Origin of the sequence: Achromobacter pulmonis (assembly GCF_021733725.1) — a bacterium.
Taxonomy (GTDB): Bacteria; Pseudomonadota; Gammaproteobacteria; order Burkholderiales; family Burkholderiaceae_B; genus Achromobacter; species Achromobacter pulmonis.
This window is the reverse complement of the sequence record NZ_JAIFOT010000001.1, coordinates 5,417,900-5,442,267: the sequence shown is the minus strand read 5'-3', so window position 1 is coordinate 5,442,267 and position 24,368 is coordinate 5,417,900. Positions and strand designations below refer to the sequence as shown.

Below are 24,368 nucleotides of genomic sequence, written 5' to 3'. Positions count from 1 at the left end.
CCGCCGGCTTACTGCGCCGCCGTTTCCTGCAGCACGCGGCGGGCTTCCTCGGCCACGCGCTCGGGGGCGGTGCCGCCCACGTGCTTGCGCGCGGCGACCGAGCCTTCCAGCGTCAGCACCTGGTGCACGTCATCGCCGATGGTCGCGTGATAGGCCTTGAGCTCGTCCAGCGACAAGTCGGCCAGGTCGCAACCGCGCTGTTCGCAGTCGCGCACGGCATGGGCCACCACTTCGTGGGCATCGCGGAACGGCACGCCGCGCTTGACCAGGTAGTCGGCCAGGTCGGTGGCGGTGGCAAAGCCCTGCAGCGCGGCGGCGCGCATGTTATCGGCCTTGACCTGGATGCCGGCGGCCATGTCGGCGAAGATGGTCAGGGTATCGCGCACGGTGTCGACGGTGTCGAACAGGCCTTCCTTGTCTTCCTGGTTGTCCTTGTTGTAGGCCAGGGGCTGGCCCTTCATCAGGGTCAGCAGGGCGACCAGGTTGCCGTTGACACGGCCGGTCTTGCCGCGCGCCAGCTCGGGCACGTCGGGGTTCTTCTTCTGCGGCATGATCGAGCTGCCGGTGCAGAAACGGTCGGCCAGGTCGATGAAGCCGACGCGCGGGCTCATCCACAGCACCAGTTCTTCGGACAGGCGCGAGACGTGCGTCATGATGAGCGCGCCGGCGGCGCAGAACTCGATGGCGAAGTCGCGGTCGGAGACGGCGTCGAGCGAGTTGCGGCAGACGCCGTCAAAGCCCAGGGTCTTGGCGACGCGTTCGCGGTCGATCGGGAACGAGGTGCCGGCCAGGGCGGCGGCGCCCAGCGGCAGGCGGTTGACGCGGCGGCGGCAGTCGGCCAGGCGCTCGGCGTCGCGGCCGAACATCTCGGCATACGCCAGCAGATGGTGACCGAAAGTGACGGGCTGGGCCACCTGCAGGTGGGTGAAGCCGGGCATGATGGTGGCGGCGTTGTCCAGCGCCACCGTGGCCAGGGCGTGGCGCAACTGGCGCAGCAGGTCGATCAGGGTGTCGATTTCACCGCGCAGCCACAGGCGGATGTCGGTGGCCACCTGGTCGTTGCGCGAGCGGCCGGTGTGCAGGCGCTTGCCGGCATCGCCGACCAGCTCGACCAGGCGCTTTTCGATGTTCAGGTGCACGTCTTCGAGGTCGAGCAGCCACTGGAAGCTGCCGGCGTCGATTTCGGCCAGGATCTGGGCCATGCCGCGCTGGATGTCGGCCAGGTCCTGGGCGCCGATGATGCCCTGGGCCGCCAGCATGTCGGCGTGCGCCAGCGAACCCTGGATGTCGACGCGCGCCAGGCGCTTGTCGAAGTCCACGGACGCCGTGTAGCGTTTGACGAGTTCGGAAACCGGTTCCGAGAACCGGGCGGACCAGGCCTGCGCCTTGTTGGCGAACTGGTCTTGATCGGGGGAGGGAGTGTTTGCCATGATGGCGGGGATTATAGGGCCTGCCCCGGGCGGCTGACGAATCGCGGCGGGCCGGGGCCGCGCGCCCGGCGCGCGCTGTTGCCGCTGGAAACCTGCGCCGGCCCGAGTTGTCGGATAATTCAGGGTCATATCCAGCGGCCGGGGCCCCTGCAAGCCGGGCCGCGCGCCGCCCGACCTCATCCGCACATCAGAAGAGAGCACACGACCTATGCCCATGGAATGGGAACAGCTGGCCACCGAACTCGATACCTACATGCCACACCAGCCGTGGGCGCAAACGCTGGTCGGCATCGGCGTGCTGATCCTGATCGCGCTGTTCGTCCAGTGGGTGGTCGCGCGGGTGGTGCTGCTGCTGGCGCACCGGCTGCTGGTGGTCAGCGGCCACGAAGCCTGGGACACGGCCCTGCAGCGCCGCCGCGCGTACCAGAACTTCTGGTACGCGGTGCCGTTCGCGGTGGTGTCGGTGGGCATCGACCTGGTGCCGCACGTCGAGAAGGCCGCCTCCCTGGTCGGGCGGCTGGCGCACGCTGGCGCCTGGATCTGCGTGTTCGTGGCGTTTTCCGGGGTATTGAGCGCCTGGCAGGACACCTATTCGGCCACCACGCGGGCGCAGACCCGCTCGATCAAGGGCTACATCCAGATCAGCAAGCTGATCCTGATGGCGGTATGCACGGTGCTGGTGCTGTCGATTCTGATCGACCGCTCGCCGCTGTGGATGATCTCCGGTCTGGGCGCGCTGTCGGCGGTGCTGTTGCTGGTGTTCAAGGACACGCTGCTGTCGCTGGTGGCCAGCACCCAGCTCACCAGCAACGATATGCTGCGCATCGGCGACTGGATCGAGATGCCGCAGTCCAATGCCGACGGTTTCGTCAAGGACATCGCCCTGCACACGGTCAAGGTGCAGAACTGGGACAACACTGTCACCACGGTGCCGACCTACAAGCTGTTTTCCGAGAGTTACCGCAACTACCGCCAGATGTTCGAGTCCGGCGGCCGGCGCATCAAGCGCACCCTGCGCATCGACGCCGGCAGCGTGCGCTTCCTGAGCGACGAAGAGGCCCAGCGCCTGATGCGCTTCCGGCTGTTGCACGACTACCTGCGGGTCAAGACCCAGGACATTGCCCAGGCCAACCAGACCATGGGCGAGCTGGCCAGCGTGCCGGCCAATCGCCGCCGGCTGACCAATATCGGCACCTTCCGCGCCTATGCCTTGGCCTACCTGAAGCAGAACGACGAGGTGCGCCAGGACATGGCGATGATGGTGCGCATGATGGAACCCACCGCCGATGGCATCCCGGTCGAGGTCTATTGCTTTACCGCGATTACCGCCTGGGTCGAGTACGAGCGCATCCAGGGCGATATCTTCGACCATCTGCTGGCGATCCTGCCGGAATTGGGGCTGCGGCTGTACCAGCAACCGTCGGGCGCGGATATCGGCGCCATGGGCAGGTCCCTGCGCGACGGCGCCATCCAGGCCGCGCTGGCCGCCGAACAGGCACAACACCCGTCCGATGCGGCGCGCCAGGCGCCGCCGTCCGGCGCCTGACGCCGTGAGATAATGGCCCGGTTGGATTCCCCGGGCCTGAAGCAGGCCCGTTCCGTATCAAGGCGCCCCAGGCGATAGATCCGATGTCGAACCCGTTTTTCAATCTGTATTCCCACGGCTTCGCCCGGGTCGCCGTGGGCGTGCCCGAATGCCGGGTGGCGGATCCCGCCTTCAACGCCGCGCAGACCATCGCGCTGGCGCAGCAGGCGGCCCAGGGCGGCGCCGTGCTGGTGGCGTTTCCCGAACTTGGCCTGTCGGCCTACACCTGCGACGACCTGTTCCACCAGAAGGCCCTGCTGGATGCCTGCGAGGCGGCGCTGGACCAGGTGGCGCGGGCCACGGCCGAACTGGACATCGCCGTCATCGTCGGCGCGCCGCTGCGGGTGGCGCACCAGCTGTATAACTGCGCCGTGGTGATCGCCGGGGGCCGCATCCTGGGCGTGGTGCCCAAGAGCTACCTGCCCAACTACAGCGAGTTCTACGAAGCGCGCCAGTTCAGCGCGGCCGATTGCGCCGTCGCCACCGAGATCCGCCTGCTGGAGCAGACCGTGCCGTTCGGCGCCGAGCTGCTGTTCCAGATGGAAAAGCTGCCGTTGTTCCAGTTCCACGTCGAAATCTGCGAAGACGTCTGGGTCCCGATCCCGCCGTCCTCGTTCGCGGCGCTGGCCGGCGCCACGGTGCTGGTGAACCTGTCGGCCTCGAACATCGTGGTCGGCAAGTCGGCCTACCGCCACCAACTGGTGGCGCAGCAGTCGGCGCGCTGCCTGGCGGCCTACATGTATACCTCAGCCGGCCGGGGCGAATCGTCCACCGACCTGGCCTGGGACGGCCAGGCCCTGATCTACGAAAACGGCGAGCTGCTGGGCGAGTCCGAACGCTTCCTGAACGAATCGCACCTGTTGTTCTCCGATGTGGACCTGGAGCGCCTGTCGCGCGAGCGCATGCACCAGACCACCTTCGGTCACTCGGCGCGGCGCCATCGCGACGAAGTGCGCAAGTTCCGCCCGGTGCGGGTGCCGGTGGCGGCGCCGCTGGAGGACACCGAGCTGCCGCTGGAGCGGCGCGTGGCGCGCTTTCCCTACGTGCCGGCCGACGCCCGGCGCCGGGACGCGCGCTGCAAGGAGGTCTACAACATCCAGGTGCAGGCGCTGGCGCAGCGGCTGTCGGCCAGTGGCATGTCCAAGGTGGTCATCGGCATCTCGGGCGGGCTGGACTCGACCCATGCGCTGCTGGTCTGCGCCCAGGCCATGGATACGCTGGGGCTGCCGCGCGCCAATATCCTGGCCGTGACCATGCCGGGTTTTGCCACCAGCACGCGCACGCTGCATCAGGCGCGCCAGCTGATGGCGGTGGTGGGTTGCACGGCCTCCGAGGTCGACATCCGCCCCAGTTGCCTGCAGATGCTCAAGGATCTCGGCCATCCCTATGCCGACGGCAAGCCGGTGTACGACATCACCTTCGAGAACGTGCAGGCCGGCGAGCGTACCAACCACCTGTTCCGTATCGCCAATTTCAACAACGCCATCGTCATCGGCACGGGCGACCTGAGCGAGCTGGCGCTGGGCTGGTGCACCTACGGCGTGGGCGACCACATGTCGCACTACAGCGTCAACGCCAGCGTGCCCAAGACGCTGATCACGCATCTGGTGCGCTGGGTGGCCGAATCCGGCCGTCTGGGCGAGGCCGGCGCGGCCGTGCTGCTGGACGTGCTGGGCACGGATGTCAGCCCCGAACTGGTGCCGGGCGGCGACGACGGCAAGCCGACCCAGAAAAGCGAAGACACCATCGGCCCCTACGAGTTGCAGGATTTCAACCTGTACTACACGCTGCGCTACGGCTTCGCGCCGACCAAGGTGGCGTTCCTGGCGCTGGCGGCCTGGCGCGACCGTGATGCCGGCGCCTGGCCGGAAGGCGGCCATGTGGCGCGCAACCAATACGACCTGGCAGCGATCAAGCGCAATCTCAAGATATTTCTGGACCGGTTCTTCCGCCTCAGCCAGTTCAAGCGTACCTGCGTGCCGAACGCGCCCAAGGTGGGGTCGGGCGGGTCGCTGTCGCCGCGCGGCGACTGGCGCGCCCCGAGCGATTCCGAGTCGGTGGTGTGGATGCGCGATGCCGACCGGATTCCGGACCAAGCGCCGCCAGGCTGAACGGCGCGGCGGGCCTGCGGGTTTTCCCGGCACGGGCAAGGCCGGGCTTGGCGGGCCGGGCGCCGGTGGTATTCTCTCAATCATCGCGCCCTGGTCCGACAATTCATCCCGGGCGCCGCAACAGATCGAACAATCAGGACGACCAACGTGAAACAAGTCACCGCCATCATCAAACCCTTCAAGCTCGACGAAGTCCGCGAGGCGCTGGCCGAGGTCGGCGTCAGCGGCCTGACCGTGACCGAAGTGAAGGGGTTCGGGCGCCAGAAAGGGCATACCGAGCTGTACCGCGGGGCGGAGTATGTGGTGGATTTCCTGCCGAAGATCCGTGTCGAGGTGGTGCTGCCGGATGACCAGGTCGAGGCGGCGATCGAGGCGGTGGTGAAGGCCGCCCGCACCGGCAAGATTGGCGACGGCAAGATCTTCGTGACGCCGGTCGAGCAGGCCATCCGGATTCGGACCGGGGAGAGCGACGAAGAGGCGCTTTGATCCGCGCCTGAAATCGCTTGCTTGACGTTCGGGGGGCTGCAATGGCCCCCCGAAGTTTTTTTGCGTTGGCCGGTGCGTTCCTGGGCCGCCCGCCGGGCAGCCACCTTTGAGAATTGACGCGTTGCCGCGGTGGCCGCCTGCGTTTGGCCGCGCGCGGCGCGCGCCCGGGACAGTCGCGTTGGCGCCTTCTTTGCGCGCCTACCGGATCAACTGGTTCATCTCCAGGATCGGCATCATCACGGCCAGCACGATCAACAGCACGAAGCCGCCCATCAGCAGGATCAGCGCGGGTTCGAGCAGGGCGGTCATGGCCATGGCGCGGCGTTCCAGGTCGCGTGACAGGTTCTGGGCGCCCCGCTCCAGCAGTTCGGGCAACTGGCCGGTTTTTTCGCCGCTGGCGATCAGGTGGATCAGCAGCGACGGGAAGGCTTTCTGCGCCGCCAGCGAGGCCGACAGCGAGGCGCCTTCGCGCACGCGCGCCGCCGCCTCGTCGACGGCGCCGCGCAGCACGTCGTTGCCGAGGGTGCGGCGGGCGGCGTCCAGGGCGGTGAGCAGGGCGACGCCGCTGCCGCAGAGGATGGCCAGGGTCGAAGCGAAGCGGGCGGCGTTGACGCCGAGCACGAAGCGGCCGGCCAGCGGCAGGCGCAGCACGCGGGCATGCCAGGCGCGGCGCGCGGCGGGCACGCGCAGGGAGTAGCGCCACAACATGATGGCCAGCGCGATGGCGGCGCCGGTGGCCAGGCCCCAGTCGCGCACGTAGTCCGACAGGGCCAGCATGATGCGGGTCAGCAGCGGCAGCTGCTGCTTGGCGTGGTTGAAGGCGGACACCACCTGCGGCACCACGTAGCCCAGCAGGAAGATCACGATGATGACCGAGACGCAGGCGACCACGGCGGGGTAGATGAATGCCGTCATGACCTTGCTGCGCAGGGTGTTGCGCTCTTCGATGTAGTCCGCCAGTTTTTCCATCACCTGCGCCAGATCGCCGGATTCTTCGCCGGCGCCGATCAAGGCGCGGTAGATCTCGGGGAAGTCGCGCGGACGCGAGGCCAGCGCGGCGGACAGGCGATGGCCCGCGCGTACATCGTCGCGCACGCCTTCGAGCGTGGTGGCGATGTGTTTTTTTTCCGCTTGTTCCAGCGTGGCGCCGAGGGCCGCGTCCAGTGGCAGGCGCGCGGCAAGCAGGCTGGCGAGCTGGCGCGTGAGCCAGGCCAGGTCGGCGTCCGACAGGCGCGTGCGCAACGCCGCGCCGAGCCCCTCGGCGCGCGCCGCGGGCGAGGTGGAAAGCGGCAGCAGGCCGCGGCCGCGCAGCTGGTTGCGGGCGCCGCGCTCGCTGTCGGCATCGATCGTGCCTTGCACGATTTTGCCGAGCGCGTCAGTCGCTTCGTAACGAAAGGATGGCATGGTGAGAGGGGTCGGCGGGCCTGCGCCGGTTGGCGCAAAGGCGCATAAATAAAGGCTTTGCAGCCCGTCACCTTGCCTTTCGATTATGACCGTAGTGTTGCAGTGTCACCCCGTATACTCCGACGCGCTTTCACGTTTTTTCACACGACTTCACGTCTCAGGCACATCTCGTCATGCGTCACATCGCGCAACTCAGCCTTGCGGTCTTGCTCGCGGCAAGCCAACTCGGACCCATGGCCGGCAAGGCCCATGCTCAACAGGCGGACAATCGCGTCAGCCTGAACTTCGTCGACACGGATATCCCCGCCGTGTTGCGTGCGCTGTCGCTGTTCACCAAGCGCAATTTCCTGGTGGATCCCCGGGTGAAGGGCAAGCTCACGCTGGTGTCGGACCGGCCGGTCGACAGCGCCCAGGCGCTGTCGATGCTGACCGGCGCGCTGCGGCTGCAGGGTTTCGCCATTGTCGATGTGGATGGCGTGACGCGCGTGGTGCCCGAGGCCGATGCCAAGCTGCAGGGCAGCGCGGTGGTGGGCGATACGCGGCCCGCGCCCGCCTCGGGCGGCGCGGCCAAGGGACCGGTGCCGGTCGCGGCCTTCGCGCGTGGCGGTTCCGGCAATAGCGGCGAGATGCTGACGCGCGTATTCCCGTTGAAGTACGAGAACGCGGCCAACCTGGTGCCGGTGCTGCGCCCGATGGTGCCGCCCAACAATCCCATCAATGCATACCCCGGCAACAACACGCTGGTGGTGACCGATTATGCCGACAACCTCGAGCGTATCGCGGCCGTGATCGCGCGCATCGACGTGCCCAGTTCGATCGACACCGATGTGGTGCCGGTGCGCTCGGGCATTGCGTCGGACATCGCCATCCTGGCGTCGCAATTGCTGGATACGCAGAGCAGCGACCCGACGCAGCGCATCGCCGTGGTGGCCGATCCGCGCAGCAATAGCGTGCTGATCCGCGCGGGCAGCCCGGCGCGCACGCGCCTGGCGCGCGACCTGATCATGAAGCTGGACGCGCAGCAGAACCGCTCCGGCAATCTGCACGTGGTCTACATGCGCAATGCCCAGGCCACGCGCATCGCCGAAGTGCTGGGCGGGCTGTTGACCGGGCAGGCCAACTCGGCGCCGGGCGCGAACCCGGCGGGCGGCAGCGGCGGCGCCGTCGGCCAGGGCGGCGGCAACCGGCCGGCGCAAGGGTCCGGCGGCAACGCCAGTTCCGGGTTGGGCATGTCTTCCAACTCGAACGCATCCGGCAGCGCCAAGGGCGGCCTGTCGGGCGATCAGGACCGCATCGCGCGCGACGATTCCGGCAACCAGGCGGTGTCGTATTCCGCCGGTGGCGCGACGATCCAGGCGGATCCGGCCACCAATTCGTTGATCATCGCGGCGCCCGAACCGCTGTACCGCAGCCTGCGCGAAGTGATCGACCAGCTCGACCAGCGCCGCGCGCAGGTGCTGGTCGAGAGCCTGATCGTCGAGGTCAGCGAACAGGCGGCGGCCGAGTTCGGCATCCAGTGGATGACGGGCGCCGGCAACATCAACAGCGGCGGCACCAGCTTCATCGGCGGCACCAACCTGGGCGGCAGCGGCCTGTCGGGCAGCGGCCCGACCTCGATCGACGCGCTGGGCAGCGGGCTGAGCCTGGGCCTGGTCAAGGGCACGGTCGACGTACTGGGCAACAAGGTCATCAACCTGGGCGTGCTGGCCCGCGCCATGCAGAACAGCGGCGAGGCCAACATCCTGTCCACGCCGAACCTGTTGACGCTGGACAACCAGTCAGCCAGCATCCTGGTGGGCAAGACGGTGCCGTTCGTGACCGGGCAGTATGTCACCAGCGGCGGCAACAACAACAACCCGTTCCAGACCATCCAGCGCGAGGACGTCGGCCTGAAGCTGAACATCCGGCCGCAGATTTCCGAAGGTGGCGCGGTCAAGCTGGACATCTACCAGGAAGTCAGCAGCATCGACGAGAGCCGTTCGACGGCCACTACCGGCATCGTCACCAACAAGCGCGCCATCGACACCAGCGTGCTGATCGACGACGGCCAGATCATCGTGCTGGGCGGCCTGCTGGAAGACAACGTGACGCTGACCTCCAACAATGTGCCGGGCCTGAGTTCGATTCCGGTATTGGGCTCGCTGTTCAAGTACGACAGCCGCAAGCGCACCAAGACCAACCTGATGGTGTTCCTGCGGCCATACGTGGTGCGCGATGCGCGCCAGAGCGCGGGCGTGACGATGGACCGCTACGACTACATGCGCCGTGCCCAGGGCATTGCGCAGCCGGGCGGGCACTGGCTGTTGCCGGACATGCAGGCGCCGATGCTGCCGCCGCCGGGGGCGGCGCCGTCGGTGTCGAACAATGCTTATGACATGCGGCCCGAGCACCTGGCCGAGACCATGCGGCGGCCGCCGCCGGTCACGGTCGAGTCGTTCGCGGTGCGCCAGTATCCGGCCGCGCGCCAGACCAGCGATCCGTCGCTGCCGATCCGCGCCAATCTGCCGCTGGGCGTGAGCGTGGCGCGCGATCCCGCTTCGCTGTATGGCGAGGTCGATACCAGCAGCGCGACCTTGCAGTTCGCTTCGGTCAAGACGCGCGGCGAGGCCGACGGCATCGCCCGGCGGGTCCAGGCCAGCGGCCTGCAGGCCTACGTGCAGCCCGGGCCCGGCGGCATGGGCTACGTGGTGCGCAGCCAGGTGTCGCGCGACCCCGGCACCATTTCGACCGCCACCGCGCTGCTCAAGGAACTGGGCTTCAAGGGCGAACTGGTCTCGCATCTATGAGCGCGCATCCCTTGCCCTATGCGTGGGCGCGGACGCAGCGGGCGGTACTGTCGCTGCGCGCCGGCCACGCGCAGTTGACCGTCAGCCCGCGCACCCCGGACTGGGCGGTGCGCGAGATCCGCCGCTGCCATGGCGATATCGCCGTCGCGCAGGTCGACGACGAGGCGCTGGAAACCCTGCTGGCGGCGGCCTACAGCCACGCCGAGGACGCTGCCTCGGTGATGGGCGTGGCCGAAAACGAGATCGACCTGGACCGCCTGTTGCAGGATATGCCCGAGGTGGCCGACCTGCTGGATGCGCAGGACGACGCGCCGGTGATCCGCATGATCAACGCGCTGTTCGCGCAGGCGGCGCGCGATGGCGCCAGCGATATCCACATCGAGCCGTTCGAGACCCACTCGGTGGTGCGCTATCGCGTCGACGGCACGCTGCGCGACGTGGTCTCGCCGCGCAAGGCGCTGCACGCGGCGCTGATCTCGCGCATCAAGATCATGGCGCACCTGGACATCGCCGAAAAGCGCCTGCCGCAGGATGGCCGCATCGCGCTGCGGGTGGGCGGCAGGCCGATCGACGTGCGCGTATCGACTCTGCCCACCGGCCACGGCGAGCGCGCGGTGCTGCGCCTGCTGGACAAGGAAGCCGGCCGGCTGCAGCTGGAGAAGCTGGGCATGGCGCCCGGCGTGCTGCGCCAGCTCGACCGCCTGATCCGCCAGCCGCACGGCATTGTGCTGGTGACCGGGCCCACCGGCAGCGGCAAGACCACCACGCTGTATGCGGCGTTGAGCCGGCTGGATGCCTCCACCAGCAATATTCTGACCGTGGAAGATCCGATCGAGTACGACCTGCCCGGCATCAGCCAGACCCAGGTCAACGCCAAGATCGACATGAGTTTCGCGCTGGCGCTGCGGGCCATCCTGCGGCAGGACCCGGACGTCATCATGATCGGTGAAATCCGCGACCTGGAGACCGCCCAGATCGCTGTGCAGGCCTCGCTCACCGGCCACCTGGTGCTGGCCACGCTGCACACCAACGACGCGGTGTCGGCGGTGACGCGCCTGACCGACATGGGCGTGGAGCCCTTTCTGTTGTCGTCGTCGCTGCTGGGCGTGCTGGCCCAGCGCCTGGTGCGAAAGCTGTGCCCGGCCTGCAAGAGGCCGGCGATGCAGGATGGCGCGCGGGTATTCCAGCCGGTTGGCTGCGAGGCCTGCAACCATACGGGCTATGCGGGCCGTTCCGGCATCCATGAACTGTTCACGGTCGATGACGCGGCGCGCCGCCTGATCCACGAGGGCAGCGACGAACGCGAGCTACGCCGCGCTGCCAGCGCCGCGGGCATGCTGAGCATGCGCGAGGATGGTGCGCGCTGGGTGCAAAGCGGGGAAACGTCGCCGGAAGAGATCCTGCGGGTGACGCGCGACGCGTGAGTGCGCGGCGCGCCGGGGCGGTTCAGCGCGTTGTCGCGGCCGGCTTGGCCGGCGCCGCCTCACAGCCGCGGGCGATGCGTTGCAGGTCCGCGCCGGACAGGGCGCCGAGTTGCCCCGCGCAGATGCGCCCGATCCGGGTTGCCACGGTGAAGGGCAGGGCGCCGCCGCGGTTGCCGGCGGCGCGCATCAGGGCCGCGACGTTGGCGCCTGGGCGCAGCACCGGCAGGCGCACGCCTTGGCGTTGCACGAATTCGGTGGCGGCGGCCGGGCTGTCGGTGCTGACGAGCAGCACCGTCCACGCCGGATGGGCGTCGGCGAAGCGTTGCAGCCGCGGCAGTTCGGTGACGCACGGCGGGCAATCGCGGCTCCAGAAGTTGACCAGCACCGGCCCGGGCAGGGCTGCCAGCCGCACGAAGCGGCCGCCGTCCAGCGCGGGCAGCGAAAAGTCCCACGCCGGCCCCGCCGGCCAGGACTCGGCGCCGGCGATCAGGGGCGCCGCGCACAGCGCCAGGCAGGCCCTCGGGAGAATGCGGCGCATCAGAAGCTCAGCTTGGTGCCGGCGTACAGGTAGCGTCCGCGGCTGGGACCCCACAACTGGATGACGTCGAGGTCGCCGTCACCGTTGACGAACAGGGCGCTTTCCTTGTCGGACTGCTTGTAGTCGAACAGGTTGTCGACCCCGGCGTAGAGCGTGAAGTGCTTGTTGACGGCGTACTCGCCCCGCAGGTCGAGGGTGAAGAAGCCGGGGCTTTTCTCGCGCTTGGGCGTGCCGTCCAGGTTGTAGCGGTTCTGCTGGCCCGAGCCGTCGTCGTGGAACTTGCGCAGGTTCATCGGGCCGGTCCAGACCAGCTTGGCGTTGAAGTCGAAGTTGCCGCGATCGTAGTCCAGGCCCAGGTAGGCCTTGGCGTTGGGACGCGCGAAGGTCAGCGTCTTGGCGGGGAAGCGGTAGTTGAACGCCTCGGCCGCCGCCATCACGCTCAGGGCCGGCGTCAGCAGGTAGGACATCGTCAGGTCCACGCCCTGCACGATGACCGGCTGGCCGGAGCTGGAGAACAGCGTGATGTCGTTGCCGTCCGCGTCGTGCTGGTCGGGGTCGAGCATGGCGAAGTTCTTGATGCGGTTGTAGTTGTACGAGCCGGTCACCGCGAGGCGGTCGTCGGCGTAGTTGAGCGCGTAGCTGGCGTTGAGCGATTCTTCGGGCTTGGTGATCTGGCGGTCGATGCGGATGGTGTTGAGGATGCCGTGTTCCTGCTCGAAGAAGCTGGTGGGCGCGCGGAACCCCTTGCCGACGCTCAAGCGGCTCGAGAGCCGGTCGCTATGGTGGTAGAGCGCGTTCAGGCGCGGCGAGGTGATGCCGCCGAAGACGTTGTGGCGGTCGTAGCGCACGGACCCGTTGATCTCGAGCGCGTCGTCCAGCAGCGCGCGGTAGGCCTGCAAGAACAGGGCCGGGGTGCGGTAGGTGTAGTCGTCGACGCCGCTTACTGGGGTGCCGTCTTCCATGCTGCCGTGGCTGCGCAGGTCTTCATAGCGGAAGTTGGCGCCCAGGGTGGTCAGCCAGCCCGCGATCGGCGTCTGCCAGCTGGCCTCGGCATAGTACTGCTTCTGGCGGGCGATGTAGGTGGCCAGCTCGTAGAAGCTGTCCTGCTTGTGCTCGGCCGCGCCCACGGCCAGCCGCAGCAGGCTGTCGCCGAAGCGCTTTTCACCGGTGGAGAGGAACTGCACGCGGTCGGTGAAAATGATCTCGGACATGCCGCCACGGCCGCCGCGATCGCCGCCGGGACCTTTGTCGTAGGCCTGGATGCTGCCGTCGGCGGGATTGACCCAGCCGTCGCGGTCGGGCGAGCCATGCACCCCGCCGCGCCAGTCGAAGGGATTGCCCGTGGTGCTGTGCTTGATGGCCGAATAATCCGTGCCGAGGGCGCCGCCGCCGCGCTTTTCGTTGACCACGTCGAGCCGGCCGCGCACCTTGAAGCCGCCGGCGTCGTCCAGGAAGAAGCCGATGCCGCCCAGGCGGCGGTCGTAGCCGGTGTACTCGGAGATGCCGTTGTGGTCGGCATCGACGGAATCGTGCGTGTTGTAGTTGAGCGTCGCGGTGATGGCGCCGCCCGCGAATGGCCGCGCCAGGTAGGCATCGCCCTGGCGCGAGCCATAGCTGCCGATCTGCAGCCGGGCGCGGTTCTCGGCCTCGGTGGGGCGCTTGGTGACGATGTTGACCGAGCCGGACAGGGCTTCGGGCGCGATCAGGCTGGCGCCGGCGCCGCGCGCCACGTCAATGCGCTCGACCCCGTAGACGCTGACGCTGTCCAGCCCGTAGGCCGAGGAAACCGAGGAAAAGATCGGCACGCCGTCGATCATCAATGTGGTGTAGCGGCCGGGCAGGTTGTTGAGCAGGATGTTGCGGACGTTGCAGATCGAGCATTCGACCTGGACGGCGATGCCGGGATTCTTGTCGAGCGCTTCGTTGACGTTGGTGGCGCCCGCTTTCTCGATGGCGCGTTCGCTGATGGATTCGGTCTTGACGAGTTCGTCGCGCAGCGCGCCGGGCCGCGTCGAGGCCTGGTTGGAGCGGTCGATGACGGTGATCGGGGCCAGCATGGGAGCGGCGCTGGCCGGGGCGTTCTGGGCCTGGGCGGCCCAGGCGGCGGTCAGGGCCGCGGCCAATGCGGCGAGTCGGACAGGCGTGCGGGAAGGAAAGACGGAAGGCATGGATGAAGGCATCGGATGGGCGGGTTCCAGGAGGCAGGCACCGCCAGGCACGCGGGGCATTGCCCCGGTCATGGCGTGTTCAGAAGGGACAGGAACCGCGGGCCGCCTGGCCGCGCGCCATCGATCCGGCGGGCGCGGCCGGCTGGGGTTGGCGCGCAGGGCGCCGGAGGGAAACGGGGCGGTACGGCATGAAGGAAAGGCGGAAAACCACGGCTGCAAAAATCATTCAAAACGTTATGTTTTATGAATTTTTGCGTCAATCGAGAGCCGGTCCGAGATTCCGTGCAACCGCCGCGCGCGAGGGTGTGTGAATCGGTCTGGCAAAGGCATGCGCGTGGCTGGTGTGCAACACGCGGTCCGCGGCGCCGGCCTTGGCGGCGTTACTTGCCGGTGCCGAATACCACCGTGTCGCGGCTGCGCCGGCCCAGGGTCGACATGAGGCCATCGAGCGCCGCGCGGTCGGCTGGACTGGCCGAGGCGGCAAAGCTCGCCTGGCCCTGGAAGCGCACGCCGCGCGCGGTGAGGCTGCCCTGGCCGGTGACTGCCAGCGGACCGCTTTCGGTGCTGAGCGCCAAGGTGGCGCCGGCGCGGCCATTGCCCCGCAGCCGCAACACATAGGTGCCGATCGGGGCCAGCGGCGACAGGGCGGTGGCGGCATCGCGCCAGCGCAATTCGGCCAGCGGCGCATCGGGCAGCGCCGCGCCCAGGCGCAGCGCCTGCCACCGGACTTCGACCGTGCCTTCGGGGGCGAGTGTGTTCCAGGGCGCGCCCAGCGCCGGCAATACCGTGGCCGGCAGGCGCAGCGATTGCGCCGACAGGCTGACCCCGCCGCCGTCCAGGCTGGCGCGCAGCGGACCCTGCAGCCAGGGATGCGACAGTTCCAGCGTCAAGGAAGACCAATGCCATTGCCAATGCACGGCCTGCGGCAGCATGCGGCGCGCGCCGGGCGGACCCAGCGCGATCCAGGCGCTGCCGTTCCAGATCGTGCCGCCGGCATCGGCCAGCGCTACCGGAGCATCGGCGGGTAGCCAGGCCAGCAGCCAGCGCGCCGGCAAGACGGCGATCGCGCCAATCGCGGCGCTGGCGGCGCAGGCCAGCGCCAGGCCGCTGTGCTTGGGCAGACGAGGCCAGCGCATCAGGAGCGCGCCGGCAGGGCCAGCGTGACGCGGCCATTGACCAGGCCCGGCAGCGGCCGGCCATTGGCATTGGTGGCGCGCGTCAAGGCGACCTGCCTGACCGCCAGCCCCCAGTCGGCGGTGCTGTCTTCCAGCCAGCGCAGCAACGCCGATGCCGGCAGTTCGGTCACGGCCAGCGTGACGCTGTCGCCCTGGCCGGGCGGTTCCAGCGTCCAGTGATCGGCCGGCAGGCCGGCGCGTGCCAGGCTGGCGCCGAGATCGGCCGCGGTCGGCAGGGCGGTGGCGGGCGCGGCGGCATGTTTGCGCAGGGCCGCCGCCTGGGTGGTCAGGTCGGCCACGAGGGCGGCCTGGCCACGCAGGCGCGGCAGCTCCTCGCGCAGCGTGCGCGCCGTATCGAGCGCGGGTTCGACCAGCAGCGTGAAGACCAGCGCCAGCGCCAGCAGGAGGCCGGCGCCGGTGACCAGCCGCCGTTCTCGCGGCGCCAGCGCCTGGTAGCGCTGGCGCGCGCGGTCGGCGGCCGGGGCCAGGGGTTTGCAGGTGGCGCGCCAGCGGGCGCCCAGGCGTTCGATCAGTGTCATGGTTGGCTGCGCGTGATGCGCCAGGTGTTGTCGGTATCGCCCCGTTCCAGCTTCAGGCCCTGTGTGGCGGCCTGCTGGATCAGCGCCGGGGTTTCGGCCACGCGCTGCGCCTGGGCGCCGGTGTCGGCCAGTTGCAGGGTCAGCGCCTGGTCGCTGTACGACAGCCGCGCGACGTTGTCGGCGGCAAACGGTAGTGTCTGGGCAGCGGCGCGCGCCAGGGGCAGGAAGTCGCCGGTGTTGGCGCCGCCGCGGCGGCTGCGCAGCGCGTCCAGCCCCTGCTGCGCCTGGCGCGCCGGGTCCAGGATCACGGGGATCGCGGGAAACGCCGCCTGCACCTGGCGGCGCATGTCGTCGCGCAGCGTCTGGGCCTCGCCGCGCAGTTGCGCGGCATGCAGGTTCAAGCCGCCGATCCATACCACCGCGGCGGCCGCGCCCCAGCGCCAGACCGGCCGCCAGCGCGAGACACGCGCGGGCGCCAGTTGCGGCATGGCCAGCGACCACGATGGCGAGGGCGCGAGCCAGCGTGGGTCGGCCGGGTCTCGCAGCGGCGCCGTCTCGTCCGGCGCCAGCGTCTGCGGCGCGATCAGGGCGCGGGTGCGCAGGCCCTGCGCGTTCAGCAGGTGCCAGGCGTGGCGCACCGCGGCGCGCGGCGCCCAGGCCAGCGGCACCAGGCCGTCGGCGGCGCGCGGGCCGTGGCCGATGGCCAGGTCGTCCAGGTCGCTCAGCACCAGCGGTTCGAGCGCGCCGCGCACGGCGGCGGCGAAGCGGGCCTTGGCCACGGCGGGCACCTGCACTGTGGCGGTGATGACGTCGCCAGGATGCAGCACGGCCTCGCAGGCGGCTTGCGGATAGGCCTGCCCCAGGGCCTGCAGGCTCAGTTCGCCCTGGCGCGCGCAACGGCCGCGGCGGTCGAACCAGGCATAGGGCAGCAGGGAACCGGGGCCGAGTTCGGCCAGGGGGACCAGCGCGATGCGCAGGGAGTTCTTCAAGGATTCTCTCTCGTCCAGAGGGTGTCGGGCGCGGCCGGCGGCGCGCTGCGGATCAGCGCCTGCATCGAGACGCGGGCCCGTTCGTAAACGACCGCGCCGCTGGCCAGGAACCAGCCGCTGGCCGTAGTTACGGCCGGCGCCGGGGTCTTGACGCCGGTGGCGGCCAGGCGGTTGGCGAAGTCGCCGTTGTTGTTGAACCAATTGCCGCGATCGCGCTCGCCGGTCAAGGCGCGCGCCTGGCTGAGCGACAGGCCGGGCACCAGCGCCGCGATGACCTCGGGCGGCGCGGTATTGACGTTGACGTTGGTGGCCACCGGCAGCACCGTCATCGTGCGGCGCAGGGCGTTGCGCGGGGCCGGTTCCAGGCCAAGCAGTGCGCTGACGTCGTCAATGCCGCGCGGCAGGGGCGCGCGCGCCTGCGGCGTCTGGCCGCCCTGCGCCGGGGTGGGGGCGTCGGCCGGCTGCGCCGGTGGCTGGCTGGCGGCGATGATCCCGATGATGCGCGTGGCCAGCGTGTCCGGCAGGCGCTGCAGCGCCAGCAGGCGCCGCAGCACCTGTTCCTGTTCCGGTTGCGGCACGCCATGGCTGGCCAGGTTGCTGAGGTTGTACTTGCCCTGTTCGTCCTGCACCTGGCCGGAGAACACCGCGACGCGGTCGTCGCCGGGGCGTTCGATGCGGGTGTCGAGCACCGGCGTGGCCCAGATCTGGTCGCCGCGCGTGGTCGATTCGCGCCGGCCATGGTCGCGGATCACCAGGCGGGCCCAGTCGATGCCGCCAGCCAGCAGCATGCGCGCCTGCACGCGCGCCATCTCGTTCTCGATGCGGCGGGTACTGGCGGTCTGGCGCTGGAACAGGCTGGTGGTCAGCGCGGCCACGATGGCCACGATGATCAGCGCGCTGACCACCGCGGCGCCGCGCTGGCGAGGCGGGCGGGGCTTCACGGCAGCTCCAGGATGCGGCTGTAGCGCCGGGCACCGCCGGCCGCTGCGCGCTCCAGCGTGATCTCGATGCCGGCGGGCGTGGCGGAGAAGGGCGAGCGCGTGTCCGTCCAGCCCATCCCCGGCACCCAGCCGCGCACCGCCAGCACGCGCACGCCGGGCAGCAGCAATACGCCGTCGTTGACCGGCGGCAGCGGTCCCTGTTCGGCCGCGAGGCCGCTGGCGCGCCACAGGCCGTCCTTGCGCACCGACCATTGCACCCGCTGCCAGCGGCCGTCGCCGTCCGGGTCGGGGCGCAGGATCTCCAGGGTCTGCGCCCCGGCGGCGCCGCGCAGCAGCCGTACGCCCGAGGTGAAGACGCGGTCGTCGAGGCCGGGCGCGGCAAACGACGGGCCGTTGTAGGCCAGCTCCACATCGCGTCCCATCTGGCCGAGGGCGCGGACGATGGCGTCGGTATCGTCGGATTGGCGCGCGATCCAGTCGCGCGCTTGGGAAACGCTCTCCAGGCCGCGCCAGGCCATCAGGCTGACCAGCGCCATCAGCGCCAGGGCCACCAGCACTTCGATCAGGGTGAAGCCGGCCTGGCGGCGGGGGCGGGCGTGGGGCGGCATCATCGCAGGCCCGACAGCAGGCCGTCCAGCTGCAGCAGGGCGGCGCCATTGGCGCTGTCGCGCACCTTGACCGCGACCTGACGGAAGCTGCGGTTGAGCGAATTGGTAAACACCAGTTCGCATTGCAGCGCCAGGGCGCCCTGCGGACAGGGCACGACGCGGGTGCCGGCGCGCGGCAGGGTCTGTTCCAGCCGCAATTGGGTCAGCGCGTTCTGCGCGGCCAGCAGCGCCAGGGTCTTGTCCTGCAGCGCGCGATTATTGGCCGCCATGACACCGGTGGCGCGCAGCGCCGCGCCCATCGCCACCGCGATGATGGCCAGGGCCACCAGCACCTCGATCAAGGTGAAGCCGCGCTGGCGCTGGCGGGAGGGAAAGTCAGTGGATGTCATAGTGTCCGGCGGCATCGCGCGTCAGCGTCACGCGCGAATCGCCCGCGCGCAACTGCACGCTGAATGGGTCGGCCACCCATTCGGTGTTGAAGACCAGCGGCCGCTCGGGTGTCAGGCGCCACCGCACCGGGCCGGCGCGCCAGGTCTGCGGCCGCAGCGCCGGGTCGCGTTCCAGCGTGTCCATCGGCAGGGGGGTATCGTCCTGGGCGGTGGGCGCGGCCGAGCGCCCCTGGCGCTCGAACGACCAGCCGCCGCTGGCGGGCAGCCAGCGGATCGGGCGGCCGTCGCTGCGCGCCTCGCCCTCGGCCACGGTGAAGGCGTCGGCCAGACGCTGCGCGTCCGCGCGCAACGGATCGGCGCCTTTGCCGATGGACAGGCTGACCATGCTGGCGGCGATGGCCACGATCACCAGCACCACCAGGACTTCGACTAGCGTGAAACCGCGCTCAGAGTTCCCACGAACCGATGTCGGCATCGCCGCCTTCTCCCCCGGGCTTGTTGTCGGCGCCGAACGAGAACACATCGATTTCGCTTTTGACGCCAGGGCTCAGGTATTGATAGGGATGGCCCCAGGGATCGTTGGGCAGCTTGTCCAGGTAGCCGCGCCAACTGGACGCGCCCTCGGGTTTTTCAACCAGCGCGCGCAGGCCTTGCGCGGTGGTCGGGTAGCGGCCGTTGTCCAGGCGATAGAGCTTGAGCGCCTGCATGATGCCGCCGATGTCCTGGCGCGCGGCGACCTGGCGCGCCTGGTCGGGACGATCCAGCACGCGCGGCACGATCAGGGCGGCCAGAATCCCCATGATCACGATGACCACCATGATCTCGATCAGGGTGAAACCTTGCTGGCGGGCGAGCCCGCGCGATGACTGGCGCACTTCACGACTCCGGTATTGCAGTGAGAAGCGTGCGATTGTGGACATGAAATATGACAGCAATATGAGGCGCGCGCGTCATGGCGCGGCACGCGTGATGGCGCCCGCGGGCGCCGGCGCAACCGGCGCGGCCAGGCGATTGGCGCGTCCGCCTTGCTCGACCGTGACGGCTTCGGCGCCGATGTCCTGGAGCACGATGCCGGGCGCGATTTCGTCGCCGACGCGCCAGGCCGCCGGCGGGCCGCCGTCGACGCTGAAGACCGCGGCGCCGTCGGGGCCGGCGGCGATGACGCCGAGCACGCTGATTTGCGTGCGCAGCACTTCGTCGCGGCCAAACCATAGGGCCACCGGCGTGTTGTCGGCGGCGCGCGGCGCGGGCGCCGCGATGGCGGCGGGCAGGGCGGCGGGCGCGGGCGCCAACAGCACCGCGCCCCACACGCCCAGGCCGGCGGCCAGCGCCAGCAGAGCAAGGACACGGCACGCGGCGGGGGGCGAAGGCGGCGACAGGCGCAAGGACAAGGGCATGGCTGAAACGTGAAACGGCACGGCGGAAATGTGGCCGACTCTAGCAGCGCATCATGACAACTGCGCGATCGTGCGGCAGCGCCTCTTTCAGAAGGCGCGCAGCGCACTGTCATCAAGCTTACATCGCGCCTATCTAGCATGCCGGCACGTCGCGGTTCAGCGCGTATCGGCACGCACAGGCGCCTGGCAATGGTGTCCGGCCGCCGACCCGCCCTGGCTTCGCGGCATTGATCCCCTCGCACAGGAAACCACGATGCAAGACATGACACACGCCAATCGCCGCCGCCTCCTGAAGATGCTGGGCGGTGCGCCGATGCTGCCGCTGGGCGGCGTCGGCATGACCGCCCTGCTGGCGGGCTGTAACTCGAGTGACGATGATGACGACAGCCCCTCCACGCCGGCGCCGGGCGTGACGTTCACCTCTGCCGCCTTCACTTCGATGGCCGCGCCCACGCTGGCCACCCCCGAGCTGATGGCGCGCACCACCGTGGGCTCGGCAATGGTGCTGACGTTCAGCGATGGCTCGACGCGCAAGATCGAGCTGGGCTACGAGTCGTTCTTCATGACGGGCGATTCGGTGCCGGACGGCAAGGGCGGCAGCATCATCGCCGGCGGCTATTTCGATCACAACGGCGCGCCGATCATGGACAATTCGGTGCCCGCCCAGGCCCGCCAGTTCTTCTCGAACTGTCCGGACGGCATGTCGCTGCTGAAGCTGGAAGCGCCGACGGTGCCTGGCGTCAATGGCAATACCCTGTTCGCCGTGGTGCAGTTCGAATACCAGTCGATGGACCAGTCCGGCGCCGACATGTATGGCCGCCTGCCGTCGCCCATTGCGGTGCTGACGCTGGCGCAGGACCCCGCCACCGGCAAGCTCAGCCTGGTCAAGTACAGCAACGTCGATACGTCGTCGGTCAACGGCCTGTGGATCACCTGCGGCGCCAGCCTGTCGCCCTGGAACACGCACCTGTCCAGCGAAGAGTACGAGCCCGACGCCACCGTCGCCAGCGCCGACGCGCAGTTCCAGGCCTATAGCCAGAATCTGTTCGGCGACCCCAACAAGGCCAACCCGTACCACTACGGCCATCTACCCGAAGTGACGGTGAACCCGGACGGCACCGGCAGCATCAAGAAGCACTATTGCATGGGCCGGATCTCGCACGAACTGGTGCAGATCATGCCCGACCAGCGCACCGCGCTGATGGGCGATGACGCCACCAATGGCGGCCTGTTCATGTTCGTGGCCGACCGCAAGGCCGACCTGTCGTCCGGCACGCTGTACGTGGCCAAGTGGACCCAGACCTCGGGAACCGGCCCGGGCGCGGCCACGCTGACCTGGATCAAACTGGGCCACGCCACCAGCGCCGAAGTGAAGGAACTGGCCGACCAACTGACCGCCGCCGACATCATGGACGTGCGCACCACCGACCCGGCCGACAACAGCTTCACCCGGATCCGCTACAGCGGCGGCAACAATTGGGTCAAGCTGCTGCCGGGCCGCCGCCAGGCCGCCGCCTTCCTGGAAACGCACCGCTATGCCGCGCTGGTCGGCGGCTCGCTGGGTTTCACCAAGATGGAAGGCACCACGGTCAACGCCAAGGACAAGATCGCCTACAGCGCCATGTCGCGCATCGAGAAGTCGATGATCGACGGCACCGTGGCCGGCATGCAGGTACAGGCCAATTCGGCCGGCGCCGTCTATCAGCTGCACCTGAAGGCTGGCCAGGTCGATACCGACGGCCAGGCCATCGACAGCGAATGGGTGCCGGTCGACATGGCCGCGGTGCCCGAACTGGTGGGCGCGCCGATCTCGCCGGCCGACGCGTTGGGCAACACCCACAACGCCGACCGGATCTCCAATCCGGACAATCTCAAGTTCTCGGAGAAGCTGCGCACGCTGTTCGTGGGCGAGGACAGCGGCGGCCACGTCAACAACTTCCTGTGGGCCTACAACGTCGACACCAAGCAGCTCTCGCGTCTGCTGTCGTGCCCGGTGGCGGCCGAATCGACCGGCCTGCAGGCGGTCGACGAGCTCAACGGCTGGACCTATATCACCAGCAACTTCCAGCACGCGGCCGATTGGGGGGCTGTGCACGCGGTGGTGCGGCCGACGCTGGAGCCGCTGGTCAAGGCCAACTACAAGGACGGCTTCGGCGCTGCGGTCGGCTACCTGACCGGCGTCAAGATCGGCGCCTGATCCACGGGCCGCGGACCGCGGCCCGGCGCCAGGCAAGGGACCGGCAAGCCGGTCCCTTGCTTTTATTGCCATCTATGTCGCAGCAGAAAAAAAACTGATCCGTCGATCAGCGATTCCTTTCTTCGCTTCATCGGGCTTTCACCTTGCGAAGCCACTATGTGGACCACCCACAAAGCGGGTTTCGAGAGGGAAAGAACATGCAGGTATTGAAGTGGAAGCGCTGGTGCGCCGCGTTGGCGGCCCTGGGCGCGCTGGCCGGTTGCGGCGGCGATGGTGGCAGTGACGATGACGCGGCGCCTGCGGCGCAGCCGGGCAGCGGCGCTCATGCCAAGGTGCTGTTCATCGGTGTCGATGGATTGACGTATGACGCCTATCGCCAGAGCGTGGCGGACAAGTCGTTGCCGAATCTGGCGCAACTGACGGCCACCCGTTCCTGGACCGGCGGCGTGACCGGCGGCGTGACGCAGCAGCCGACGTTGCTGGCGCCGGGCTGGGCCACGCTGCTGACCGGACAATGGGCCGATCAGCACGGCGTGCGCAGCAACGCGCCGGGACAGTCGGCCAAAACCGCGACCCTGTTCCAGCGCGTCAAGGCCGCCAGGCCGGCGATGCGCGCCGCGGCGGCCTTCAACTCGCCGCTGTTGGCCGGCCTGGTCGGCGCCGACCGCGACGCCGGCTATCTGCAGAGCCTGACGGATTGCGCCGGGGTCGATGCGTGCGTCGCCAGCCAGGCGCGCGACCGCATCACCGAGGGCTACGATCTGGTGGTGGCGCAGTTCGGCGCGGCCGAGCGCGCGGCCGCCACTGCCGGTTTTGGCGACGGCTATCGCGCCACGTTGCGCCAGACCGATGACGCCATCGGCGCGCTGCTCAAGCAGGTGGCCGAGCGCCGCGCCGCCCATCCGGACGAGAACTGGCTGGTGCTGGTGGCATCCAGCCACGGCCTGGACCGCACCGGCGGCAGCGATGGCCTGCCGCTCTCGCTCAACAAGACCACGCTGCTGGCGATGAACCGCTCTTCGCTGCTGGGCGGCAGCGCCGATGACGAGGCCGTCGACGGCGCCTGGAACAACGCCTGGTACAGCCTGCCGAGCGCAGCCGACGCCGCGCCGACGCTGCTGGCGCATTTGGGCGCATTGCCGCCTTCGGGCCAGTACGACATGGCGGGCACTGCGTTGTCCGAATCCGTCGCGCTGCGCCGGGGCGCCAGCCGCACCTCGATGGACAACAAGAGCGTGGCGTTGAGCTGGAGCCGCGTGGGCACGCCCACCGGCGACATCGTGATTACCCGCGACGGCCAGGAAATCGCGCGCCTGCCGGGCACCGCCACCGACTATGTCGATACGGGCTTTGTTTTCACCACCGAAGGCGTGCACGAACTGAACTACGCCGTCTCGGTCGGCAACGCCGTGACGGCGGTGCGCGCCACCGTGGTCTATACCGCGCCGGTGCCGCTGCTGGCATCGCTGGGCAGCGGCCTGACCATGATGTTCCCGTTCGAGGGCGACCTGACCGACAAGGCCGCCGGCGGCGGGGCGATCACGCCCTATGACGGCACGCAGGCGCCGGCCTTCGCCGATAACGGCGTGTTCGGCAAGATGTTCCAGAACGAACGCAGCGGCGATCCGACAGGCGCCTTCAAGCTGGACTATCCGGCGGGCCTGCTCGACAGCGTCCAGGCCTTCACCATCGGCTTCTGGTACCAGTCGGACGGCACCGCCAACGATCGCTCCATCCTGGGCAACAAGGACTACAACTCCGGCGGCAATCCCGGCATCACCATCGCCCAGTGGGCCGGCCCCGAGCTGCGCTTCAACCTGGCCGGCGGCAGCCGCGTCGACATCAATGGCGTCAGGTTCACGCCCAACAAGCCGGTCTACGTGGCCATGGTCATCGACAAGACCGCCAAGACCATGGCCGCCTATGTGTACGACAGCGAGATGGGCTGGTTCAGCCGCTCGATCTCGACCGGCAGCGTCAACTTCGCCCAGATCGCTGGCCTGTTCGGTCCGCACCTGGGCCTGAACGAAGACGGCAAGGGCACCTACGGCGTGTGCTGCGCCGGCACCAAAGGCCCCTACACCATGTACTTCGACGACCTGGCCTTCTGGTCGCGCGCCCTGACCGAAACCGAGGTCAAGTCGCTGGCCATGTCCGGCAAGTCCGTTTCCGAATTGCTCCCCTGATGTCCGAGGATAGAT

The 24,368-nt window shown here is 69.1% G+C and carries 20 protein-coding genes; 7 read left to right on the top strand and 13 right to left on the bottom strand.

Annotation, left to right across the window (positions count from 1 at the left end; all coding sequences use genetic code 11):
- Positions 1–8 precede the first annotated feature (8 nt).
- Positions 9–1,430, bottom strand: a complete 1,422-nt coding sequence (gene argH, locus K2W61_RS25075; RefSeq protein ID WP_175134553.1) for an argininosuccinate lyase — start codon at positions 1,428–1,430, stop codon at positions 9–11.
- 214 nt (positions 1,431–1,644) lie between these two features.
- Between argH and K2W61_RS25070 the strand changes: the two genes are divergently transcribed.
- From K2W61_RS25070 to K2W61_RS25060, 3 genes are all read left to right on the top strand, one after another.
- Positions 1,645–2,976, top strand: coding sequence for a mechanosensitive ion channel family protein (locus K2W61_RS25070; protein WP_175134554.1), 1,332 nt, complete (start codon positions 1,645–1,647; stop codon positions 2,974–2,976).
- A gap of 83 nt (positions 2,977–3,059) precedes the next feature.
- Positions 3,060–5,126 (top strand): NAD(+) synthase, encoded by a 2,067-nt coding sequence (locus tag K2W61_RS25065; RefSeq protein WP_236756766.1) that lies wholly within the window; start codon positions 3,060–3,062, stop codon positions 5,124–5,126.
- Between the two features lie 147 nt (positions 5,127–5,273).
- On the top strand, positions 5,274–5,612 hold the full coding sequence (locus tag K2W61_RS25060) for a P-II family nitrogen regulator (protein ID WP_006386376.1): 339 nt from the start codon (positions 5,274–5,276) through the stop codon (positions 5,610–5,612).
- Between the two features lie 198 nt (positions 5,613–5,810).
- Here K2W61_RS25060 and gspF read toward each other — a convergent pair whose 3' ends face one another.
- On the bottom strand, positions 5,811–7,016 hold the full coding sequence (gene gspF, locus K2W61_RS25055) for a type II secretion system inner membrane protein GspF (RefSeq protein WP_236756765.1): 1,206 nt from the start codon (positions 7,014–7,016) through the stop codon (positions 5,811–5,813).
- Between the two features lie 173 nt (positions 7,017–7,189).
- On the opposite strand from gspF, the gene gspD reads away from it, so the two are divergent.
- Positions 7,190–9,802, top strand: a complete 2,613-nt coding sequence (gene gspD / locus K2W61_RS25050) for a type II secretion system secretin GspD (protein ID WP_175141179.1) — start codon at positions 7,190–7,192, stop codon at positions 9,800–9,802.
- Positions 9,799–11,226, top strand: coding sequence for a type II secretion system ATPase GspE (gene gspE / locus K2W61_RS25045; RefSeq protein WP_175134558.1), 1,428 nt, complete (start codon positions 9,799–9,801; stop codon positions 11,224–11,226). Before gspD ends, gspE begins: the two co-directional genes overlap by 4 nt.
- 22 nt (positions 11,227–11,248) lie before the next feature.
- On the opposite strand, the gene K2W61_RS25040 is transcribed toward gspE, so the two are convergent.
- The 11 genes from K2W61_RS25040 to K2W61_RS24990 form a co-directional block, all read right to left on the bottom strand.
- Complete coding sequence (locus K2W61_RS25040) at positions 11,249–11,764, bottom strand: TlpA family protein disulfide reductase (protein ID WP_175134559.1); 516 nt, start codon at positions 11,762–11,764, stop codon at positions 11,249–11,251.
- Positions 11,764–13,932, bottom strand: a complete 2,169-nt coding sequence (locus tag K2W61_RS25035; protein WP_236756764.1) for a TonB-dependent receptor plug domain-containing protein — start codon at positions 13,930–13,932, stop codon at positions 11,764–11,766. The genes K2W61_RS25040 and K2W61_RS25035 overlap by 1 nt, the downstream gene beginning before the upstream one ends.
- A 380-nt stretch (positions 13,933–14,312) precedes the next feature.
- Positions 14,313–15,068, bottom strand: coding sequence for a type II secretion system protein N (gspN, locus tag K2W61_RS25030; RefSeq protein ID WP_236756763.1), 756 nt, complete (start codon positions 15,066–15,068; stop codon positions 14,313–14,315).
- On the bottom strand, positions 15,068–15,646 hold the full coding sequence (gene gspM / locus K2W61_RS25025) for a type II secretion system protein GspM (protein ID WP_175134562.1): 579 nt from the start codon (positions 15,644–15,646) through the stop codon (positions 15,068–15,070). Before gspM ends, gspN begins: the two co-directional genes overlap by 1 nt.
- The gene (gene gspL, locus K2W61_RS25020) at positions 15,643–16,635 is read right to left on the bottom strand and encodes a type II secretion system protein GspL (protein WP_175141183.1); all 993 of its coding nucleotides are present in this window, start codon (positions 16,633–16,635) and stop codon (positions 15,643–15,645) included. The genes gspM and gspL overlap by 4 nt, the downstream gene beginning before the upstream one ends.
- Positions 16,632–17,576, bottom strand: a complete 945-nt coding sequence (gene gspK, locus K2W61_RS25015; protein ID WP_175141184.1) for a type II secretion system minor pseudopilin GspK — start codon at positions 17,574–17,576, stop codon at positions 16,632–16,634. The genes gspL and gspK overlap by 4 nt, the downstream gene beginning before the upstream one ends.
- Complete coding sequence (locus K2W61_RS25010) at positions 17,573–18,187, bottom strand: prepilin-type N-terminal cleavage/methylation domain-containing protein (protein ID WP_175134565.1); 615 nt, start codon at positions 18,185–18,187, stop codon at positions 17,573–17,575. The genes gspK and K2W61_RS25010 overlap by 4 nt, the downstream gene beginning before the upstream one ends.
- Positions 18,184–18,573 (bottom strand): type II secretion system minor pseudopilin GspI, encoded by a 390-nt coding sequence (gene gspI, locus K2W61_RS25005; RefSeq protein ID WP_175134566.1) that lies wholly within the window; start codon positions 18,571–18,573, stop codon positions 18,184–18,186. The genes K2W61_RS25010 and gspI overlap by 4 nt, the downstream gene beginning before the upstream one ends.
- Positions 18,560–19,048, bottom strand: a complete 489-nt coding sequence (gene gspH, locus K2W61_RS25000) for a type II secretion system minor pseudopilin GspH (RefSeq protein ID WP_175134567.1) — start codon at positions 19,046–19,048, stop codon at positions 18,560–18,562. Before gspH ends, gspI begins: the two co-directional genes overlap by 14 nt.
- Positions 19,020–19,448: a type II secretion system major pseudopilin GspG gene (gspG, locus tag K2W61_RS24995; RefSeq protein ID WP_336885408.1), complete on the bottom strand. Its 429-nt coding sequence runs from the start codon at positions 19,446–19,448 to the stop codon at positions 19,020–19,022. Before gspG ends, gspH begins: the two co-directional genes overlap by 29 nt.
- Before the next feature lie 75 nt (positions 19,449–19,523).
- A complete protein-coding gene (locus K2W61_RS24990; RefSeq protein ID WP_175141186.1) occupies positions 19,524–19,970 on the bottom strand; it encodes a general secretion pathway protein GspC in 447 nt (148 codons plus the stop codon).
- 253 nt (positions 19,971–20,223) lie between these two features.
- On the opposite strand from K2W61_RS24990, the gene K2W61_RS24985 reads away from it, so the two are divergent.
- Positions 20,224–22,167, top strand: coding sequence for a PhoX family protein (locus K2W61_RS24985; RefSeq protein ID WP_175134570.1), 1,944 nt, complete (start codon positions 20,224–20,226; stop codon positions 22,165–22,167).
- Between the two features lie 197 nt (positions 22,168–22,364).
- Positions 22,365–24,353 carry an alkaline phosphatase family protein gene (locus K2W61_RS24980; RefSeq protein ID WP_175141188.1) on the top strand — a complete coding sequence of 663 codons (1,989 nt, stop codon included), beginning with the start codon at positions 22,365–22,367 and terminating at the stop codon, positions 24,351–24,353.
- The last annotated feature ends 15 nt before the right edge of the window (positions 24,354–24,368 follow it).